This is a genomic window from Streptomyces sp. NPDC050504, assembly GCF_044458065.1.
Classification (GTDB): Bacteria; Actinomycetota; Actinomycetes; order Streptomycetales; family Streptomycetaceae; genus Streptomyces.
The window spans coordinates 419,520-438,856 of the sequence record NZ_JBITHO010000002.1; the positions used below are offsets into that span (position 1 = coordinate 419,520).

The 19,337-nt window shown below is 74.6% G+C and carries 16 protein-coding genes; 8 read left to right on the plus strand and 8 right to left on the minus strand.

Translation table 11 applies throughout. The annotated features are described in order from the left end of the window. Positions 1-3: 3 nt before the first annotated feature. The 5 genes from ACIBNE_RS07690 to ACIBNE_RS07710 all read right to left on the minus strand — a co-directional run bounded on the left by ACIBNE_RS07690 (position 4) and on the right by ACIBNE_RS07710 (position 7,646). Positions 4-1,140 (minus strand): acyl-CoA dehydrogenase family protein, encoded by a 1,137-nt coding sequence (locus ACIBNE_RS07690; RefSeq protein ID WP_399270544.1) that lies wholly within the window; start codon positions 1,138-1,140, stop codon positions 4-6. Further along, positions 1,137-3,140 (minus strand): acetyl/propionyl/methylcrotonyl-CoA carboxylase subunit alpha, encoded by a 2,004-nt coding sequence (locus tag ACIBNE_RS07695; RefSeq protein WP_399270545.1) that lies wholly within the window; start codon positions 3,138-3,140, stop codon positions 1,137-1,139. The genes ACIBNE_RS07690 and ACIBNE_RS07695 overlap by 4 nt, the downstream gene beginning before the upstream one ends. Further along, the gene (locus ACIBNE_RS07700) at positions 3,137-4,735 is read right to left on the minus strand and encodes an acyl-CoA carboxylase subunit beta (protein WP_399270546.1); all 1,599 of its coding nucleotides are present in this window, start codon (positions 4,733-4,735) and stop codon (positions 3,137-3,139) included. Before ACIBNE_RS07700 ends, ACIBNE_RS07695 begins: the two co-directional genes overlap by 4 nt. 360 nt (positions 4,736-5,095) lie before the next feature. After that, a complete protein-coding gene (locus tag ACIBNE_RS07705; RefSeq protein WP_399271261.1) occupies positions 5,096-6,736 on the minus strand; it encodes an acyclic terpene utilization AtuA family protein in 1,641 nt (546 codons plus the stop codon). Positions 6,737-6,809: 73 nt separating this feature from the next. Then, positions 6,810-7,646, minus strand: coding sequence for a TIGR03084 family metal-binding protein (locus ACIBNE_RS07710; protein WP_399270547.1), 837 nt, complete (start codon positions 7,644-7,646; stop codon positions 6,810-6,812). Between the two features lie 764 nt (positions 7,647-8,410). On the opposite strand from ACIBNE_RS07710, the gene ACIBNE_RS07715 reads away from it, so the two are divergent. The 4 genes from ACIBNE_RS07715 (at position 8,411) to ACIBNE_RS07730 (ending at position 11,079) form a co-directional block, all read left to right on the plus strand. After that, a complete protein-coding gene (locus ACIBNE_RS07715) occupies positions 8,411-9,661 on the plus strand; it encodes a helix-turn-helix domain-containing protein (protein WP_399270548.1) in 1,251 nt (416 codons plus the stop codon). A 138-nt stretch (positions 9,662-9,799) separates the two neighbouring features. Further along, a complete protein-coding gene (locus tag ACIBNE_RS07720) occupies positions 9,800-10,360 on the plus strand; it encodes a hypothetical protein (protein ID WP_399270549.1) in 561 nt (186 codons plus the stop codon). After that, a complete protein-coding gene (locus ACIBNE_RS07725) occupies positions 10,357-10,512 on the plus strand; it encodes a hypothetical protein (RefSeq protein WP_399270550.1) in 156 nt (51 codons plus the stop codon). Before ACIBNE_RS07720 ends, ACIBNE_RS07725 begins: the two co-directional genes overlap by 4 nt. Positions 10,513-10,731: 219 nt before the next feature. After that, positions 10,732-11,079 carry a DoxX family protein gene (locus ACIBNE_RS07730; RefSeq protein WP_399270551.1) on the plus strand — a complete coding sequence of 116 codons (348 nt, stop codon included), beginning with the start codon at positions 10,732-10,734 and terminating at the stop codon, positions 11,077-11,079. A 30-nt stretch (positions 11,080-11,109) separates the two neighbouring features. Here ACIBNE_RS07730 and ACIBNE_RS07735 read toward each other — a convergent pair whose 3' ends face one another. After that, a complete protein-coding gene (locus tag ACIBNE_RS07735) occupies positions 11,110-11,931 on the minus strand; it encodes a DUF6585 family protein (RefSeq protein WP_399270552.1) in 822 nt (273 codons plus the stop codon). A 281-nt stretch (positions 11,932-12,212) separates the two neighbouring features. Between ACIBNE_RS07735 and ACIBNE_RS07740 the strand changes: the two genes are divergently transcribed. The 3 genes from ACIBNE_RS07740 (at position 12,213) to ACIBNE_RS07750 (ending at position 14,272) form a co-directional block, all read left to right on the plus strand. Next, on the plus strand, positions 12,213-13,247 hold the full coding sequence (locus ACIBNE_RS07740; RefSeq protein WP_399270553.1) for an NAD-dependent epimerase/dehydratase family protein: 1,035 nt from the start codon (positions 12,213-12,215) through the stop codon (positions 13,245-13,247). 114 nt (positions 13,248-13,361) lie between these two features. Continuing rightward, positions 13,362-13,796, plus strand: coding sequence for a DUF4259 domain-containing protein (locus ACIBNE_RS07745; RefSeq protein ID WP_399270554.1), 435 nt, complete (start codon positions 13,362-13,364; stop codon positions 13,794-13,796). A gap of 62 nt (positions 13,797-13,858) precedes the next feature. Next, positions 13,859-14,272 (plus strand): hypothetical protein, encoded by a 414-nt coding sequence (locus tag ACIBNE_RS07750; protein ID WP_399270555.1) that lies wholly within the window; start codon positions 13,859-13,861, stop codon positions 14,270-14,272. Positions 14,273-14,336: 64 nt separating this feature from the next. On the opposite strand, the gene ACIBNE_RS07755 is transcribed toward ACIBNE_RS07750, so the two are convergent. Beyond that, on the minus strand, positions 14,337-15,314 hold the full coding sequence (locus ACIBNE_RS07755) for an EamA family transporter (RefSeq protein WP_399271262.1): 978 nt from the start codon (positions 15,312-15,314) through the stop codon (positions 14,337-14,339). Between the two features lie 312 nt (positions 15,315-15,626). Between ACIBNE_RS07755 and ACIBNE_RS07760 the strand changes: the two genes are divergently transcribed. Next, positions 15,627-16,490: a LysR family transcriptional regulator gene (locus ACIBNE_RS07760; RefSeq protein WP_399271263.1), complete on the plus strand. Its 864-nt coding sequence runs from the start codon at positions 15,627-15,629 to the stop codon at positions 16,488-16,490. Positions 16,491-16,520: 30 nt separating this feature from the next. On the opposite strand, the gene ACIBNE_RS07765 is transcribed toward ACIBNE_RS07760, so the two are convergent. Continuing rightward, complete coding sequence (locus tag ACIBNE_RS07765) at positions 16,521-19,328, minus strand: FAD-binding and (Fe-S)-binding domain-containing protein (RefSeq protein WP_399270556.1); 2,808 nt, start codon at positions 19,326-19,328, stop codon at positions 16,521-16,523. Between the last annotated feature and the right edge of the window lie 9 nt (positions 19,329-19,337).

The window sequence follows — 19,337 nt, forward strand, 5'->3', positions numbered from 1 at the left end:
GTGTCAGTACGACTTGGGGAGACCCAGGGACTGGTGGGAAACGTAGTTGAGGATCATTTCCCGGCTGACGGGCGCGATGCGGGCGACCCGGGCGCCGGTGATCAGCTGCGCGAGGCCGTACTCGCGGGTGAGGCCGTTGCCGCCGAGGGTGTGCACGGCCTGGTCGACGGCCTTGACGCAGGCCTCGGCCGCCGCGTACTTCGCCATGTTGGCGGCCTCGCCCGCGCCGACGTCGTCGCCCGCGTCGTAGAGGGCCGCCGCCTTCTGCATGGCGAGGCGGGCCAGCTCCAGCTCGATGTGGGACTGGGCGAGCGGGTGGGCAATGGCCTGGTGGCCGCCGATCGGGACGTCCTTCCAGACCTGGCGCGTCCTGGCGTAGTCGACGGCCCGGTCGATCGCGTAGCGGCCCATGCCGATCGCGAAGGCGGCCGTCATGACGCGCTCGGGGTTGAGCCCGGCGAAGAGTTGCAGGAGGCCCGCGTCCTCGTCGCCGACGAGGGCGTCGGCGGGCAGCCGGACGTCGTCCAGGACCAGCTCGAACTGCTTCTCGGCGGCGTTGAGTTCCATGTCGATCCGGGTGCGCTGGAAGCCGGGCGCGTCGCGCGGGACGATGAACAGGCAGGGCTTGAGCCGACCGGTCCGCGCGTCCTCCATGCGGCCGACGATCAGCGTGGCGTCCGCGATGTCCACGCCGGAGATGAAGACCTTGCGGCCGGTGAGGAGGAAGCCGCCGTCTTCGGCGCGGCGCGCGGTGGTGGTGATGCGGTGGCTGTTGGAGCCCGCGTCGGGCTCGGTGATGCCGAAGGCCATGGTGCGGCTGCCGTCGGCGAGGCCGGGCAGCCAGGCGCGCTTCTGCGCGTCGGTGCCGAAGCGGGCGATGACCGTGCCGCAGATCGCGGGCGACACGACCATCATCAGCAGCGGGCAGCCCGCCGCGCCCAGCTCTTCGAGGACGATGGAGAGTTCGGCGAGTCCGCCGCCCCCGCCGCCGTACTCCTCGGGGAGGTTCACGCCGAGGTAGCCGAGCTTGGCGGCCTCGGACCACAGGGCGGCGCGGTCGAAGCCCCGGCCGTGCCGGGCGCCGAGCGCGGCGACGGCGGCGCGCAGGTCCTTGTTCTCCTGGCTTTCGATGACACTCATGACGGCGTTTCCTCCGTGGCGTCCGTGGTGCTGTCGGTTGTCTCGGTGACGACGGCGAGCAGGGCGCCGACCTCGACCTGGTGGCCGGGGGCGACGTGGAGCGCGGTGAGCGTGCCGGAGGCGGGAGCGGTGACGCGGTGCTCCATCTTCATGGCCTCCAGCCAGACCAGGGGCTGCCCCTGGACGACCCGCGCGCCCACGGCGAGGCCGTCCGCGACGCGGACGACGGTGCCGGGCATGGGCGCGAGCAGCGAGCCGGGGACGGTGGCGTCCCGGGGTTCGGGGAAGCGGGGCAGGGCGGTGAGGGCGTACGCGCCGGTGGCGGTGTCCACGTGGACGTCGGAGCCGTACCGGGTGATGTCGAAGTGGCGTGCGGTGCCGCCGAGTTCGAGGGTGACGCGGTGCGGGGTGACGGTGACGACGCGGGCGCAGGGGACGTCGGCGCGGTGGCCCTCGCGGGTGGTGCGGTAGCGGACCTCGTACTCCTGACGGCTCTGGCGGCCCCGGTAGCGCGCGACCTGGTCCTGCGAGGGGAGGTTGCGCCAGGCCCCGCCGAACCTGCCGGAGCGGCGGGCCGCTTCGGCGAGCGCGGCGGCCACGGCGGCGTGGCGCTCGGCGTCCTGTGCGGGAGCGGTGAGCGCCTCGACGTGACGGTCGTAGAAGCCGGTCTCCAGGGCCGCCGGGTCGGTGAAGCCGGGGTGGCGCAGGGAGCGCACGAGCAGGTCGCGGTTGGTGACGGGGCCGTGGATCCGGGCGCGCTCCAGGCCGTGCGCGAGTCTGCGCAGGGCCTCGGCGCGGGTCGGGGCGTGCGCGACGACCTTGGCGATCATCGGGTCGTAGTGGACGCCGATCGCGTCGCCGCCCTCGTAGCCGGTGTCCAGCCGCAGGCCCACGGGGACGTCGAGGAGGTGCAGCGGGCCGGTCTGGGGCTGCCAGCCCGCGGCCGGGTCCTCGGCGTACAGCCGGGCCTCGACGGCGTGCCCGCGGGGGCGCGGCGGCCGCGGGTCCAGGGCCGCGCCCTCGGCGACGCGGATCTGCTCGGCGACCAGGTCGATGCCGAACACCGCTTCGGTGACGGGGTGTTCGACCTGGAGTCGGGTGTTCATCTCCAGGAAGTACGCCCGGTCGCCGCCCTCGGCGACCAGGAACTCCACGGTGCCCGCGCCCCGGTAGCCGACCGCTTCGGCGGCGCGCACGGCCGCGGTGTGCAGGGACTCGCGCAGCGCGTCGTCCAGGCCCGGCGCCGGGGCCTCCTCGATCACCTTCTGGTGGCGGCGCTGGAGGGAGCAGTCGCGGGTGCCGAGCGCCCAGGTGGTGCCGTGGGCGTCGGCGAGGACCTGCACCTCGACGTGGCGCCCGCGCTCCACGTACGGCTCGACGAACACCTCGCCGTCCCCGAACGCGGCCCTCGCTTCCGCGCGGGCCGCCGTCAACTCCTCCTGGAGCAGATCGAGTTCGCGTACGACGCGCATGCCGCGCCCACCGCCGCCCGCCGCCGCCTTCACGATGACGGGCAGGTCGCCCGAGGTGACGGCGGCCGGGTCGAGCGGGGCGAGCAGGGGCACTCCGGCCGCGGCCATCAGCTCCTTGGCGCGGGTCTTGGAGGCCATCGCCTCGATCGCGGCGGGCGGCGGGCCGATCCAGGTCAGCCCGGCGTCGGCGACCTGCCGGGCGAAGTCGGCGCTCTCGGAGAGGAAGCCGTACCCCGGGTGGACGGCGTCCGCGCCCGCCGCGACGGCGGCCTTCACGACGAGGTCCCCGCGCAGGTAGGTCTCGGCGGACGTGGCGCCCGGGAGCCGTACGGCCGCGTCGGCCTCGCGGACGTGCAGGGCCTCCGCGTCGGGGTCGGAGTGCACGGCGACGGTGGCGATGCCGAGGGTCCGGCAGGTGCGGAAGATGCGGGCGGCGATCTCGCCCCGGTTGGCGACGAGGAGGGTGGTGACGGGGGCGTGGGCGGTGCCGGGGTCGCCGGGGAGGTGGTGGACGGTCACGTGTCTCACATCCGGAAGATTCCGAAGCCGCCGCGGGCGCCTTCGACGGGGGCGGTGTGGATCGCGGAGAGGCAGATCCCGAGGACGGTGCGGGTGTCGCGGGGGTCGATGACCCCGTCGTCGTACAGCCGCCCCGAGAGGAACATCGGCAGGGACTCCGCCTCGATCTGCTGCTCCACCATGGCGCGCAGCGCGGCGTCCGCGTCGTCGTCGTACGGCTGCCCCTTGGTCTGGGCCGAGGCGCGGGCGACGATCGAGAGCACGCCCGCGAGCTGCTGCGGGCCCATCACGGCGGACTTCGCCGATGGCCAGGCGAAGAGGAAGCGGGGGTCGTAGGCGCGGCCGCACATGCCGTAGTGCCCGGCGCCGTAGCTCGCGCCCATGAGGACGGAGAGGTGCGGGACGCGGGAGTTGGAGACCGCGTTGATCATCATCGCGCCGTGCTTGATGATGCCGCCCTGCTCGTACTCCTTGCCGACCATGTAGCCGGTGGTGTTGTGCAGGAAGAGGAGCGGGACGTCCCGCTGGTTGGCGAGCTGGATGAACTGTGCGGCCTTCTGCGACTCGGCGGAGAACAGGACGCCCTGGGCGTTGGCGAGGATGCCGACGGGGTAGCCGTGCAGGCTCGCCCAGCCGGTGACGAGGCTGGGCCCGTACAGCGGCTTGAACTCGTCGAAGTCGGAGGCGTCGACGACGCGGGCGATGACCTCGCGGGGGTCGAAGGGCGTCTTGAGGTCGCTCGGGACGATGCCCAGCAGCTCTTCGGGGTCGTGGAGGGGTGGCGGCGCCGGGGCCGGATCGCCGTGCGCCTTGCGCCAGTTGAGACGGGCGACGGTGCGGCGGGCCTGGCGGATCGCGTCGTGCTCGTCGGCGGCGAGGTGGTCGGCGAGGCCGGAGGTGCGGGCGTGCATCTCGGCTCCGCCGAGCTCTTCGTCCTCGCTGACCTCGCCGGTCGCCATCTTGACCAGGGGCGGCCCGCCGAGGAAGACCTTCGCGCGCTCCTTGACCATGATCACGTGGTCGCAGAGGCCGGGGACGTACGCGCCTCCCGCGGTGGAGTTGCCGAAGACGACGGCGATGGTGGGGATGCCGGCGGCGGACGACTGGGTGAGGTGTTTGAAGAGTGCGCCGCCCGGAATGAAGATTTCCTTCTGGGAGGGGAGGTCGGCCCCGCCGGACTCCACGAGGTGGATGGAGGGGAGGCGGTTGGCGTGCCCGATCTCGTGCGCCCTGAAGGCCTTCTTGAGGGTCCAGGGGTTGGAGGCGCCGCCCCTGACGGTGGGGTCGTTGGCGGTGATGAGGCATTCGACGCCGCTGACGGTGCCGATGCCGGTGACCATCGAGGCGCCGGTGGGGTAGTCCGAGCCCCACGCCGCGAGCGGCGAGAGTTCCAGGAACGGGGTGTCGGGGTCGAGGAGCAGCTCGATGCGCTCGCGGGCGAGGAGCTTGCCCCGGTGGTGGTGGCGGGCGACGTACTTCTCGCCGCCGCCGGCGAGGGCTTGGGCGTGGGCGGCGCCGAGTTCGTCGAGCTTGGCGAGCATGGCGGTGCGGTGGGCGGTGTACTCGGGGGCGGCGGGGTCGAGGGCGGTGGGGAGGGCGGGCACGGGGCTCCTTGGGTGGGCGGGGCGGGGTGTTGCGGGGTGATCCGGTCACGGGCTGGTTGCCCGGGGGCGCGTACGGCCCCGGTGTGAACGGGCCCCGTCAGGGGCGCGGGAAACTGCGCGCGGGTGGGGCAGCTGCCGCGCACACCCACCCCGCGGCAGCGGTCTCGCCACCGGCAGGTTTTCGGGAAGGGGCGGGGTGGGGGCTGCCCGCCGCAGGCGGAAGACGCCCGCCCCGGGCAACGGGGATCCACAAGGGGCACGCCCCCGAGGAGCCGTACCGGGACACCGCTCCCGAGGAGCCGCCCCGGGACACCGCTCCCGGGGAGCCGCCCCGGGACACCGCTCCCGACAGGGAGCCCCTCACGACACCGCCTCCGGCACCTCCACGTACCGCCCCCGCAGCCACTCCCCCACTCCCTTCGCCTGCGGATCGAACCGCGCCTGCGAGGCGACGCCCTCGCCCAGCAACCCTTCGACCACGAAGTTCAGCGCCCGAAGATTCGGCAGGACGTGCCGCACGACCCGCAAGTCCCCGCACTCCGGGAGGAGTTCACGGAACCGCGCCACGGTCAGCTCGTGGGCGAGCCAGCGCCAGCCCGCGTCGGAGCGCGCCCAGACCCCGACGTTCGCGTCCCCGCCCTTGTCCCCGCTGCGCGCGCCCGCGAACGTCCCGAGGGGAACCCTCCGCAGGGGCCCGCCGCCGGGAAGGGGCGCAGGCAGCGCGGGGTCGGGCACAGGCGGCGCGGGGTCGGGTACGGGCCCGGCGGGCGCCGCGCCCCCGAGCGGCGAGATCGCCACCCGCTCCCCGTCCCCCAGCACCGCCACGTGCGCCACGTCCCCCGCGGGCACGCTCCGCGCCTCGAACACCCCGTACGGCGCCGCCTTCCCCGGCGGGGCCGTGACGTGGAAACCGGGGTAGCTGCCGAGCGCCAGCTCGATCGCCGCGCCGCTCACCACCCGCCCCACCGCATCCGCGTCCGGATCGCGCACCACCAGCCGCAGCAGCGCGCTCGCGGTCTCCTCGGTCGCCGCGTCGGCCCGGTCCGTACGGGCCAGCTCCCAGCGCACGCTCTTCGGCCGCCGTGCCCCGAACGCCTCCTCGACCTGCGCCCGCACCAGCTCCGCCTTGGCGTCGACGTCGAGCCCGGTCAGCACGAAGACGACCTCGTTGCGGAACCCGCCGAGCCGCGTCACCCCGGCCTTGAGCGTGCCGGGCGGCGCCTCGCCGGTCACCCCGGAGATCCGCACCCGGTCGGGCCCGTCGGGCGTCAGCCGTACGGTGTCCAGCCGCGCGGTCACGTCGGGCCCGAGGTACCGCGCGCCCGCCGTCTCGTACAGCAGCTGCGCGGTCACCGTGCCGACGTCGACGGCCCCGCCCGTACCGGGGTGCTTGGTGACGACCGACGACCCGTCCTCGTACACCTCGGCGAGCGGGAAGCCGGGGCGGCGCACGTCGTGCTCGGTGAAGAAGGAATAGTTGCCGCCGGTGGCCTGCGTGCCGCACTCCAGGACGTGCCCGGCGACGACGGCCCCGGCGAGGCGGTCGTACGCGTCGGGGCGCCACCCGAAGTGCCAGGCGGCCGGGCCCGACACGAGCGCGGCGTCGGTGACGCGGCCGGTCACGACGACGTCCGCGCCCGAGCGCAGGCACTCGGTGATGCCCAGGCCGCCGAGGTACGCGTTCGCGGTGAGCGCGCCATCGGGCAGCGGCAGGGCGTCGCCCTCGACGTGCGCGACGGTCACGGGGACGCCGACGCGCGCCGCCAACTCCCGTACCTTCGCGGCCAGTCCGGCGGGATTGAGCCCACCGGCGTTGGCGACGATCCGCACGCCCCGCTCGTGGGCGAGGGCCAGGCATTCCTCCAGCTGGCGGAGGAAGGTCTTGGCGTAGCCGAGGCCGGGGTCCTTCATGCGGTCGCGGCCGAGGATGAGCATGGTCAGCTCGGCGAGGTAGTCGCCGGTGAGGACGTCGAGTTCGCCGCCGGTCAGCATTTCCCGCATGGCGCTTGAGCGGTCGCCGTAGAAGCCGGAGGCGTTGCCGATGCGCAGGGGTGCCGTCACCCGGGTCACGCCCTCACGCCCCCTTCGGCCGGGGCGACTGGGCCCGGGGCGACTGCGGCCGGGGCGCGCGGCCGGGTCCCGCGGGCCCCGCGAAGGCCTGCACGATGTCGAGCCACTGGTCCGCGTCGGACCCTTCGGCCCGGAGGGAGAGATCGTCGCGGTGGGCGCGCTGCACGGCGAGGAGACAGAAGTCGAGGAGGGGCCCGGTGACGCGCTGCGCGGCGTCCGGGGGGCCGTAGGTCCAGGTCCCGGCGCCTTCGGGAAGGGTCAGCTCCAGCCGGAACTCTTCGCCGGGGGCGGTCAACCCGTGCGCCGCATAGGCGAATCCCCGCGCGCGGGCGCCGATCCAGGCGACGTGGCGCAGGCGCGGGGAGGGCGGGCGCCGCACGCCGAGCGCGTCGACGACGTCCTGGCCGTGGGCCCAGGTCTCCATGATGCGCGCGGTGGCCATGGCCCCGACGCTCATGGGCGGCCCGAACCAGGGGAAACGGTGTCCGGCGGGGGCGTCCGCGAGGGCGCGGGCGAGGGCGGTGCGGCCGGTGCGCCACCGGTCGAGGAGCCGACCGGGCGGGAGCGCGGCGCCCTCGGCGGCGCCGTCGTCCACGAGGGCGTACGGGTCGGGGGCGGCGGCGACCACGGCGAGCAGGTCGCCGTTGAACCGCTCGGGGTCGGTCACGGCGAGGAGCGCGGCTTCGTCGGTCCAGGCGAGGTGGGCGATCTGGTAGGCGACGGTCCACCCGTCGGCGGGGGTGCCCGTGCTCCAGCGCTCCGCTTCCAACTCACCCAAGATCAAATCTAGTTGATCACTCTCGTCCCGCAAGTCATCGAGCAGGTCGGCGAGTTCGGACACGGTGCGCTCCCTCTGGGGTACGACAACACGTCTGTGCCCGGGAGCATGGCAGCCCCCAAGAAAACAATCAAGCATGCTTGCTTCAGTTTTTCGGGCGGGGCGCGGGAGGGGGAGGGAGGGACGGGGCGGGAGGGGTGCGGCCCCGGTGACCGGGCACGCGCGGCCCCGACCGTACGGTCGACCGCCAAGCCGGGCGTTACACCGCTGGTCGGCGCACCACCCGTGTCGTGGGCAGCCTCCTGTGACCCACGACAACGGGCGTACGGCGTCGCGCCGCTTCACTCATGTCCGCCGCGGGGCCTCTCGGCGAACCCCGAGGCATGGGACCGGCCCCGCGCAGGCGGGGACGCCGCCTTCTGCGTGCTCGCCGAGATGCCCGAGACCGGACCAGCCCCGCAAGTGCGGGGACGCCTCCGGCGCGCTGAAGGTGGACGAGTCCGCCCTCGACCGCGGCTCCCTCCCTCTCTCCTCCAACCGAGCACCACCCTAGGGCGTGTCCAGTGAATGGCGTGTGCGATGGGGTAGCCGGTGCACAGGTTAGGGGGCTGACCACGCGCTGGCGCCCGGCCGATTCTCCGGCCGGGCACCAGCAGGAGGAGGTCAATCGAACTCTCGCGATCGATCGCCCAGTTCAACGGCTCGCGCACTGGCATCCGTCGCCAGCAGCGAGGCGATAAGTCCCCTTACGGCCTCACGAGGAAGAGGATCTGCGGCCTACCCTGCCAGTGACGCGCCGCAGAGCGAGGCAGAGAAGGGCAGGTCTCATGTCTACCGAAGCCACCCCGGACCCGTACGCCGACCCGTTGTGCTTCGGCCAACGGATGCAGATCCTCCGCGAACGCCGGGGCATGAGCCGTACCGTGCTCTCCGGCCTGCTGGGCATGTCGCCGTCCTGGGTCAAGCGGATCGAGAACGGTCAACTCCAGCCGCCCGGGATCGACATGGTGCTCCGCATCGCCGAGGCGCTGCGCGTGGGAAACCTCGCGGATCTGACAGGTCGGCCCGACATGCGGGTGGACCTCTTCGTCGGCCCCGGCCACCCCCGCCTCGGCGCGGTCCGTGCCGCGGTCGACGCGCTGCCGCTGGGCGCGGACCGCGAGGCCCCGTCGATCGCGCACCTGCGGGCGCGCCTCGCGAAGGCGTGGAAGGCGCGGCACGAGGCCCCCAACCACCGTGACGTCGTCGGCGGTTTGCTGCCCGACCTGATCCGTGACGCCACGCTCGCCGTACAGCAGGCGCAGGATCCGGTGGCGTGGCGGGAGGCGCAGGCGGTCACTTCGGAGGTCTACTCGCTGGCGCAGTTCTTCATCGCGTACCAGCCGGACGCCTCGCTGTTGTGGCGGGTGGCCGAGCGCGGCATGCTGACCGCGCAGCAGTCCGGGGACCCGCACACGATCGGCGTATCGGCGTGGCTGCTCGCGCAGGCGCACCGCGACACGGGGCCCGCGCACTTCGACGCGGCGGACGCGGTGACGATGGACGCGCTGCGGTATCTGGCGCCGCTGCTGCCCGACGCTTCGCACGAAGTGCTGGCTGTCGCGGGGGCGTTGACGTTCGAAGCGGGGTACACGGCCGCGCGGCGCGGCGAGCACGGGACCGCGTGGCGACACTGGGACGCGGCGCGGGCGATGGCCGAGCGGCTGCCCGCCGACTACTACCACCCGGTCAGCAGCTTCTCGCGCGCCGTCATGGGCGCGCACGCGGTGACCATCGCGGTCGAGCTGCACGCGGGACCGGAGTCCGTACGGCAGGCGACGCGCGCGGACGCGACGGCGATCCCTTCCCGGCCCAGGCGGGCCAGGCACCACGTCGAGGAGGCGCGCGGATACCGGCTCGACGGGCAGCGCGACGCGGCGCTGGCGACGCTGGAGAGGGCGTACGCGGTGGCCCCCGAGACGATCAAGTACAACGGCTACGCGAGGAGCATCGTGCTGGAGGGGACCGAGTCGAAATCGGCGCCCCGGCGTCGGCGCGCCACCGAACTGGCGGGGCGGATCGGGCTCCTCGCCGCGTAAGGAGCGGGCAGGGCCCAGGGCCGGGGCCGGGGCCGGGCAGGGGACACGATCTGTGCCCTCACCGGGCGTGCCCCGCTCCTACGGTCGTCGGCAGGCAGAAGGCAGGCCGCTGCCGAGACCGGAGAGCGGAGCACACCCATGACCAAGACCGACCCGAACGGGTCCGGAGCGACGGGACCCGAACCGGACGGGTCCGGACCTACCCGGTCCGGAGCGACCAGGCCCGTACCGACCGACCCCGTCGCCGCGGTCGCGGCCTGGTTGGCTTCGACCGCGCCCGCGCCGGACACCGCGTACGAGGACTGGTCCGCGAGCCTCGGCGGGGTCGCGTTCCTGCCGCTCGGCGTGCACTTCGACGCCGTCCGGATTCCCATCCGGCTGGTGCGGGCCGTCGCCGGGAGCGAGGACGACCGCGAAATCGCCCTGGCACTGGAGGAGTTGCTGAGCGGCGGGCCCGTGCTCAGCAACGGGTACCGCTGGTACCACGCGCTCGTGCCCGTCGGCACGAAAGCGGCATGGACCCGTACCGACGCGGAGTGCGTGGGCGAAGGGACCTGGCTGTACGTGCCCCACCCGGCCTGGACCTCGTGCGGCATCTACTGGGCCGTCCCGCCCCGCAGGATCGGCGCGGCGTGTGCGGCGCGGGACGTGGTCCGGCTGCTGGAACGGGCGCGGCGCGCGGTGGGGGTGGAGCGGTGACCGAGTCGCCGTGCTGCGTGCGGTGCGGGGGGCTGCGGGACGTGCGGGTGGTGGCGTACGTGGACTCGGCCTCGGGGCCGCCCCGCGCGGTGCACGCGTGCGAAGCGCACCGCGCGGTGCTGGATCCGCGCGGCGAGGAAACGCCGGACTGAAACGCCGGACTGAGTCATCCGGATCGTCCGGGGCGTCCGGGTAGTCCGGCGGCGTTCGCGGCTCAGCCGGGCGCTCCCCGTCTACCCGCCGAAAGAAATTTCCGCGCGCCTGTCACACACCTTCCTCCCCCCGGGTCAGACCACCAGAAGCGCCCGCACGGGACGCCTCGCCGAACCGAAGCCGTACCGCAGCCGAACCGACCCGCCCCGGAGGCCGTCATGAGCACCGCCCACACCGTCGTCACCGTCGTCGCCGCCCTGATGGCCGGGTACTCCGGCTACGCGGTCCTCTCCGGTGCCGCGTGGGTCGTCGAAGCCCTCACCCAGTACTCCGTCCCCCGCACCTGGTGGACCTTCCTCGGCCTGGCCAAGGCCGCCGGGTCCCTCGGGCTCCTCGTCGGGCTCGCCGTACCGTTCATCGGCGTACTCGCCGGCATCGGGCTCGTCCTCTACTTCACCGGCGCCGTGATCACCGTCATCCGCGCCCGCGCGTACTCCCACGTCCCCTTCCCCGTGGTCTACGCCGCCCCCGTCGTCGGCGCCCTCGTCCTCGGGTACGCGGCCTGAGCCGGGGAACACCGCCCCCGGACGCGCCCCTCAGCCCCCGTCCGCGCCCCGCCGCCGCAACGCGTCCGCGAGCGTCACGAACACCAGCAGGTTGGGGAAGCCCGGCGCCGGAAGCGTCAGCCACGGCTTCCGCTCGCCCCGGCGGCGCACCTCCACCCGGCCCTGCTTCACGTCGACCCGTTCCACCTCCCGCCAGGCGATGCGGTTGTCACCCAGCTCGATGCCGGAGGTGCTGATGCGGACCAGCCCGAACTCGACCCGCGCACCGGCCTCCAGCCGCTCGGCGTCCTGCGGCACCCGCACGCGGCTGAACGCCTCGTCGAGGCCCTCGGCGAACGCCGCCAGCCCGCCGTACTCGTCCCCCAGCACGATCTCGGCGCCGTCCTGCGACCACACGGTCAGCTGGTGCATGGTGGCGCTGGTGATCCCGTTGCTCACCTTGGTGCCCTGCCGGGTGACCGAGGCGATCTCGTCCCAGGTGTACGCCCACGGTTCCCCGCCGCCGACCTGCCAGACGACGCCGTGCTCGTGCCGGGCCACCCAGGTCTGGGGCGGCGGGGGGCGGAGCAGCCAGATGAACAGGAAGTACCCGACGAACCCCAGCGGCAGCGCCGCGAGCACGATCAGCGGAAGCGAGTAGTACCAGGCGCCCTGCTCCCGCTGGTCCTCGATCGCGAACGACAGGGCCAGCCACCCGAGGAGCACCCCCAGCAGGCCGATCGGCAGTACGGCGGCCCACGGGAAGCGCTTCGGATCGTTGCGCACGAGCCCCTCGCGGCGTCCCAGCCCGTACTCCTGAGCCGCGACGCGCAACGCGGCCGGGACCACTGCGGCACTGTGCTCCGACGACATCCGCGCCCTCCCCCACCCGGCATCAAGAGCCTCATTATGTGGGCCCCGCGTTCACGGGCGACAGAGCAGGAGAATCCCAATTCCTCTTCCCCTCAAGGTGGTTCGGTCGCCCCCCCGACTCCTGACTCCGACCTGACTGACTGACTGGCTGCCATGGCGCCGGTGACCGGGCGAGACGCCTGTCACCGGATTCGTGGCCGACTCCGGCGGCTCGTCGCGGATCGCTACGCCCGCGGCGAACCAGGGGCTCGCAGAATCACCGTCCGTGTTTGGGTGAGCCGATGGAGATCTTGGTATTGGGCGGAACAGCATGGGTGGGCCGCGAGATATCGCGGCAGGCACTGGAACGCGGACATCGGGTGACCTGCCTGGCCCGCGGTGAGAGCGGCGAAGTGGCCGAGGGCGCTACAGCGGTCGTCGCGGACAGGCGCGACCCGTCTGCGTACGAAAGCCTGGCGGGCCGCGACTGGGACGCTGTGGTCGAGGTGTCGTGGCAGCCGGCATTCGTCCGCGAGGCACTGGCGGCTTTCGGCGAGCGGGCGGCCCATTGGTCGTACGTGTCCTCGATCAGCGCGTATGCCACGCATGCGCAGCCGGGCGCGGACGAGTCGGCGGAACTGCTCCCGGCGACCGGGCGGGACGAGGTCGACCGCGAAGAGTACGGGGAGGCCAAGGTGGCCTGCGAGGAGGCCGCGGTGGCCGCGGTCGGCGGCCGGCTCCTCATCGCGCGGGCCGGACTGATCGGCGGTCCCGGTGACCACAGCGGCCGCACCGGGTACTGGGTCGGCCGCGCGGCGCGCGAGCCGCTGGCGCCGCTGCTGGTGCCCGCCGCGCCCGGCATCACGACGCAGGCGGTCGACGCGCGGGACCTCGCGGCGTGGCTGCTCGACTGTGCGCAGAAGGGGACGACCGGAACGTACGACGCGGTCGGCCCGATCGTGCCCTTCGACGAATGGGTCGCGCTGTCGAGGGAGATCGGCGGGCACACCGGGCCGGTGGTGGAGGCCGACGCCGACTGGCTGCGCGGGCAGGAGGTGGGCCAGTTCATGGGCCCGGAGTCGCTCGCGATGTGGATGGCCGACCCGGACTGGACCGGCTTCAGTGCCCGCAACGGGTCCGCGGCCGGCGCGGCCGGCCTACGGCATCGGCCCCGAGTGGAGATGCTCGCGGACACCCTGCGCTGGGAGCGGGCGCAGGGTCTGGACCGGCCCCGCCGGGCCGGCCTCAGCAGCGGGCGCGAGCGGGAACTGCTGGAGGCATGGGGACGAGGCGGTACGGAGATCGCGCGCGACCGTGACGGGGGGACGAAGGCCTGAGCCCGGTGGCAGGCGTCTCGACCGGTCACAGCGCGTGGAGCCGGTGAGCACCGCACCCCGTTGTCAGTGCCCCCTGTCACGATGCACCCACACCTTCGCGATCAGGAGATACACATGGGTACTTGGGACGTCGGCCCCTTCGACAACGACACCGCGGCCGACTGGTGCGGCTCCCTCGACGACGCGCTGCCCGAGGCGCGCGAGGGCCTCATACGGGACGCGCTCGTCGTCACGGTCGACACCGCCGACTACCTCGACTCGGACTTCGCCGCCCAGGCCGTCGCCGCGGCGGCGCTGATCGCCGCGCAGTGCCCCGGCGGCGATCCGGTCGACTCCGCGTACGGCCCCGACGGGACCGTTCCCGCCCTCGCCGACCTCGCCGGCCTGCGCACCCTCGCCCTGCGGGCGCTCGACCGCGTCACGACCGAGCCGTCCGAGATGCTGGAGCTCTGGGAGGAGTCCGCCGACGGACCCTGGCACGCGAGCATCGGCAGGCTCCGCGGCGCCCTCGCGGGCGAGGCGGCGGGCGGGCGGCCCGAACCGAGCTGAGAGCCCGTGCCCGGCCCGGGGGCCGGGCGCCGCCCCACGACCGCCACCCCTCTGGAGACCTCATGAGCTGGGACGTCCTGCTTCTCCACCTGCCCGACGGAGTCGACTCCGTCGCGGACGTGCCCGACGACTGCGTCCCGCCCCCGCTCGGGCGACTCGACGACGTCCTGGCGGCCGTGCGCCGGGCGGTGCCCGCCGACCTCTCGGACCCGGCCTGGGGCGTGCTCTACGGGCCGACCTGGTCCATCGAGCTGAGCATCGGCCAGGTGGACCCGGTGGAGTCGATCATGCTCCACATACGCGGCTCGGGCGACGACGTCCTCGAACCCGTCTTCCGGCTCGCCGCCGTCCTCGGCTGCAAGGTGCTGGACTGCTCGGCGGGAGCGCTGATCACGCCGCAGGGGCCGAACGGCTGGCAGTCCTTCCAGGCGTACCGCGACCAGGTGGCCGGCTCCCGGGGCACCGAGGGGCGGTGAACGCCCCGGGGCGCGGGAGTCGATCGACCGCCAAGGCGCGCGATCGACTCCCGCACCCCCGGGGCTACTTCGCCCCGCCCCCGCCCACCTGCGTCCGCACCGCCCCCACGCTCGCCCCGATCACCAGCGCTATCGCCGCCGCGTCCGTCAGCGACAGCGCCTGGTGCAGCACGAAGAAGCCCGCGCCCGCCGCGATCGCGGGCTCCAGGCTCATCAGGATCGCGAAGGTCGGCGCGGGCATGCGGCGCAGGGCGATCATTTCGAGCGTGTACGGAAGGACGGAGGACAGCAGCGCGACCGCGACGCCGAGCGCGACGGTCCGGGGCTCCAGCAGCGCCGTGCCCGCCTCCGCGATCCCCATCGGCAGGCTCAGCACCGCCGCGAACGCCATGCCGAGCGCCAGCCCGTCGGCCTTCGGGAAGCGGCGGCCCGTACGGGCGCTGAACACGATGTACGCGGCCCAGCACGCACCCGCCCCCAGGGCGCACGCCGCCCCGAGTGGGTCCAGCCGGTCGAAGCCGCCGCTCCCGAGCAGCGCGACGCCGCCCAGGGCCAGGCCCGCCCACACCACGTTGACCCAGCGGCGCGAGACGATCACCGAGAGGGCGAGCGGGCCGAGCACTTCGAGGGTGACCGCGGCGCCCAGCGGGATGCGGGCCGTCGACTGGTACAGCAGCGTGTTCATCGCGGCCATGACGAGGCCGAAGGCGAGGACCGTGCCCCAGTCGGCGCGGCCGTAACCGCGCACCTTCGGGCGGCAGACGACGAGCAGGACGACGGCCGCCGCCACCAGCCGCAGCGTGACCACGCCGAACGCGCCGGCGTGCGGCATGAGCAGTACGGCGAAGGCCGAGCCGATCTGTACGGAGAGGCCGCCCGCGACGACCAGGCCCACGGGCCCGAGGGCCGCGCGGCGCACCGCTCCCGGCGCGCGCGAGGCACCGCCCCCGGCGCCCGAGTCCGCGCCCGCGCCCGAGTCCGGGGCCGCACCCTGGCCCACGCCCGCGCCCTGACCTGTCGCCTGCCCCGGCCCCTGGGCCATTCCGCGACCCGTCGCGCGGCCCGCCGCCCGGCCCGTCCCCGGCCCCGCCGCCGGAGGCGTGCCGGGAGCGACGGTCGTCCCCAACCCTCCCTGGGCGGTACGCACTTCACTCACCGGGCTCCACCTCTCCCCACCCCCGCCGCGCGAGAGTGCATCACACTGCACCGACCAAGCCAACGTACTGCACCTGTGGTGTTGCGTGAAATGCCTATGACCCTCCCGTTATGCTCCCCAGACATGACCGCCTCCAAGGGCGCGGAAAGCACCGAAAACGCACCGTTCCCCGCCAAGCACGACCGCCCCGCGGGCAGCATGGAGATCCGCCACCTCCGCTGCTTCCTCGCCGTCGCCGACGAGGGCAACGTCACCCGGGCCGCCGCCCGCCTCCACCTCACCCAGCCCGCCGCGTCCCGCACCCTCGCCGCGCTCGAACGCCACCTCGGCGTGCGCCTGGTGGACCGTTCGACGCACCACCTCGTACTGACCGCGCAGGGCGAGGCGTTCCGGACGCGGGCCTCGGCCGTGGTCGCCGCGTTCGACGAGGCGCTGGCCCCGGGGCGGCTGCTGCACCCGGCGCCCCTGCGCATCGGACACGCGTGGTCGGCCTTCGGCCCGTACACGACGCCGCTGCTGCGCCGCTGGCGGCGCGAGCACCCCGACACCCCGCTGGAGCTGCGCCGCATCGACGACCGTACGGCGGGCCTGACCAGGGGCGCGGTGGACGCGGCGCTGCTGCGGGGACCGGTGACCGAGCCCGGACTGCGCACCGAGCTGCTGTTCACCGAGCCGAGGATCGCGGCGGTCCCGGCGGACGGTCCGCTGGCCGCGCGACCCGCGCTGGCGCTGGCCGACCTCGCGTCGGCCACGATCGTGCTGAACACGGTCTCGGGCAACACCACCCTCGGCCTGTGGCCCGCCGCGGCCCGCCCCACCGCGACGCTGACCGTCGCCAACACCGACGACTGGCTCGCCGCGATCGCCGCGGGCGCCGGGGTCGGCGTCTCGTCGGCCTCCACGGCGGACCAGCACCCGCACCCGGACGTGACGTACGTCCCCCTGCCGGACGCCCCGCGGGTCGAGGTCCTCCTCACCCACCGCGAGGGCCCCCGCCACCCGGCGCTCACGGCCCTGCGCGACCTGGCCCGCGAACTGTCCCACGACCCCCCGCCCCACTGACCCGGACCGCCCCCGACCCCGTACACCCCCCTACCCCGGCTCCCCCTCCGGCTCCGCCAGCCCCTCCCCCAGACCCTCCGCCAGCACCTCCGCCACGTGCCGGGCCCGTGCTCCCGCCAGTTGGGCTAGCTGTGTCCTGCACGAGAAGCCGTCCGCCAGGAGGACCGTGTCCTTCGCCGCCTCCCGCACCGCCGGGAGCAGGCGGTCCTCCGCGCACGCCACCGACACCTCCCAGTGGCCCTTCTCGAAGCCGAAGTTGCCCGCCAGGCCGCAGCAGCCGCCGCTCAATCCACCGGTCAGGCCCGCCCGTTCGCGCAGCCTGCGGTCCGGTCCGTCGCCCAGCACCGCGTGCTGGTGGCAGTGCGTCTGGCCCGCGACCGGCGCGTCCAGCCTCGGCGGGCGCCAGTGCGGGGCGCACTCCTCCAGCACCTCCGCGAACGTCCGCACCGACGCGGACAGCCGGGCCGCGCGCCCGTCGTCGGACAGCAGCTCCGGCAGGTCCGACCTGAGCGCGGCCGCGCAGCTCGGTTCCAGGACCACCACCGGGAGGCCCGCGGCCAGCAGCGGCTCCATCCGGTCCAGCGTGCGCCGCAGCACCTTGCGCGCCCCGTCGAGCCGGCCGGTCGAGAGGTACGTCAGGCCGCAGCAGACCCGGGCGGGCGGCAGCGCGACCCCGATGCCCGCCGCCGCCAGGACGCGGTGCGCCGCCTCGCCGACCGACGGCGAGAGGTGGTCGGTGAAGGTGTCCGGCCACAGGACCGCCCGGGGATCCGCGGCGTCCCGGCCCTTCAGCACCTGCCGAAGGGTCCGCGTCGCCAGCACCGGCAGGTCCCGCTCCGGGGCCACGCCCGCCGCGCGCTTCGCCAGGGCCGCCAGCGGGCGCACCCGCGCCAGCGCGTTCAGCGGGGCCGCGAACGGGGCCGCCGCGCGCAGCCACACCGGGAGCCCGCCCATCGCGTAGTGCGCGGCGGGGCGGAGCCGGCCCGCGTAGTGGTGGTGCAGGAACTCCGCCTTGTACGTGGCCATGTCAACGCCCACCGGACAGTCCGACCTGCACCCCTTGCAGGACAGACAGAGGTCGAGGGCCTCGCGCACCTCGTCCGACTGCCAGCCGTCCGTGACGAGTTCGCCCGCCAGCATCTCGTGCAGCAGCCTGGCCCGGCCGCGCGTGGAGTGCGCCTCCAGGCCCGTGGCGCGGAAGGACGGGCACATCACGTCCGACGGCGAGGAGGCGGACGGCGCCGTACGGCACTTCGCCACGCCCACGCACCTGCGGACCGCCGCCCCGAAGTCCCCGCCGTCCTGCGGATAGCCGAAGACCACGTCCACGGGCCCGCGCGGCAGCACGTCGAAGCGCAGGTTCTCGTCCAGGCGCGCGGGGCGGACGAGGACGCCGGGGTTCATGCCGCCCTCCGGGTCCCACAGGTCCTTGAAGTCGCCGAAGAGGGCGACCAGTTCGGGGCCGTACATCCTGGGCAGGAGTTCCGCCCTCGCCTGCCCGTCGCCGTGCTCGCCCGAGAGGGAGCCGCCGTGCGCGACGACCAGGTCGGCCAGTTCCTCGGAGAACGCGCGGAAGCGGGCCACGCCCGCCGTGCTCATCAGGTCGAAGTCGACGCGGACGTGGACGCAGCCGTCCCCGAAGTGCCCGTACGGCACCCCGCGCAGCCCGTGCGCGGCGAGCAGCGCGCGGAACTCGCGGAGGTAGCCGCCCAGCCGGGCGGGCGGGACCGCGCAGTCCTCCCAGCCGGGCCACGCCTCCGTGCCGTCCGCCATGCGCGTCGCCGTGCCCGCCGCGTCCTCGCGGATCCGCCACAGGGCGCGCTGCCCCGCCGGGTCGGCGACGACCGCGGCGTCCAGCGCGTCGGCCGCCCGCACGATCCGCGCCGCGCGGTCCCCGGCCTCGGCCGCCGTGGCGCCGCCGACCTCGACGAAGAGCCACGCCCCGCCCCTCGGCAGGCCGCCCCCGCCGCCTCGTACGAGGTCCGCCGCCATGCCCTCGACGGTCAGCGGCCCGTGCGGCAGGATGCCGGGCGCCGCCTCCGCGGCCGCGCTCTCGTCCGCGTACCCGAGCACCGCGAGCACCCGGGCGCGCGGCGGCGCCACGAGGCGCACGGTCGCCTCCGTCACCACCCCGAGCGTGCCCTCGCTGCCGCAGAACGCCCGCGCGAGGTCCGTGCCGCGCTCGGGCAGCAGCGCGTCCAGCGCGTAGCCGGAGATGCGGCGCGGCAGGTCGGGGAAGGCGGTGCGCAGCGGCGCGAGGTGCCGGGCCGTGAAGTCGCGCAGGCCCTCCGGCGCGCCCTGCCAGCCGCCGCTGCCGATGCGGTGGGTGGTGCCGCCGTACGCGGCGACGGTCAGTGCCTCGACGTTGTCGGCTGTGGTGCCCCAGGCGACCGAGTGCGCGCCGCAGGAGTTGTTGCCGATCATCCCGCCGAGGGTGCAGCGGCTGTGCGTGGCGGGGTCGGGGCCGAAGGTCAGCCCGTACGCGGCGGCCGCGCCGCGCAGTTCGTCGAGGACGGTGCCGGGCTGGACGACGGCCGTGCGCGCCTCGGGGTCGATCGAGACGACGGCACGCATGTGGCGGGTGAGGTCGAGCACGACGCCGGTGCCGGTCGCCTGGCCCGCGATGGAGGTGCCCGCGCCGCGCGCCACCACCGGCACGGCGTGCGCGCGGCAGACGGCGAGGGCGGCGGCGACGTCGTCCGCGTCGCTCGGGGCGACGACGCCGAGCGGGACGCGGCGGTAGTTGGAGGCGTCCATCGTCGTCAGGGCGCGGGCGGCCGGGTCGAACTCCACGTCCCCGCGTACGGCCTGACGGAGCGCCCGTGCCAGTTCTGTCATGCCACCAGG

Coding starts and splice junctions, on each gene's coding strand:
- ACIBNE_RS07750 (WP_399270555.1), top strand. CDS start 13,859: ATGAGCTGGGACGTCCTGCTTCTCCACCTGCCCGACGGAGTCGACTCC.
- ACIBNE_RS07720 (WP_399270549.1), top strand. CDS start 9,800: ATGACCAAGACCGACCCGAACGGGTCCGGAGCGACGGGACCCGAACCG.
- ACIBNE_RS07690 (WP_399270544.1), bottom strand. CDS start 1,140: ATGAGTGTCATCGAAAGCCAGGAGAACAAGGACCTGCGCGCCGCCGTC.
- ACIBNE_RS07705 (WP_399271261.1), bottom strand. CDS start 6,736: ATGCGGGAAATGCTGACCGGCGGCGAACTCGACGTCCTCACCGGCGAC.
- ACIBNE_RS07730 (WP_399270551.1), top strand. CDS start 10,732: ATGAGCACCGCCCACACCGTCGTCACCGTCGTCGCCGCCCTGATGGCC.
- ACIBNE_RS07745 (WP_399270554.1), top strand. CDS start 13,362: ATGGGTACTTGGGACGTCGGCCCCTTCGACAACGACACCGCGGCCGAC.
- ACIBNE_RS07755 (WP_399271262.1), bottom strand. CDS start 15,314: ATGGCCCAGGGGCCGGGGCAGGCGACAGGTCAGGGCGCGGGCGTGGGC.
- ACIBNE_RS07715 (WP_399270548.1), top strand. CDS start 8,411: ATGTCTACCGAAGCCACCCCGGACCCGTACGCCGACCCGTTGTGCTTC.
- ACIBNE_RS07740 (WP_399270553.1), top strand. CDS start 12,213: ATGGAGATCTTGGTATTGGGCGGAACAGCATGGGTGGGCCGCGAGATA.
- ACIBNE_RS07760 (WP_399271263.1), top strand. CDS start 15,627: ATGGAGATCCGCCACCTCCGCTGCTTCCTCGCCGTCGCCGACGAGGGC.
- ACIBNE_RS07765 (WP_399270556.1), bottom strand. CDS start 19,328: ATGACAGAACTGGCACGGGCGCTCCGTCAGGCCGTACGCGGGGACGTG.
- ACIBNE_RS07735 (WP_399270552.1), bottom strand. CDS start 11,931: ATGTCGTCGGAGCACAGTGCCGCAGTGGTCCCGGCCGCGTTGCGCGTC.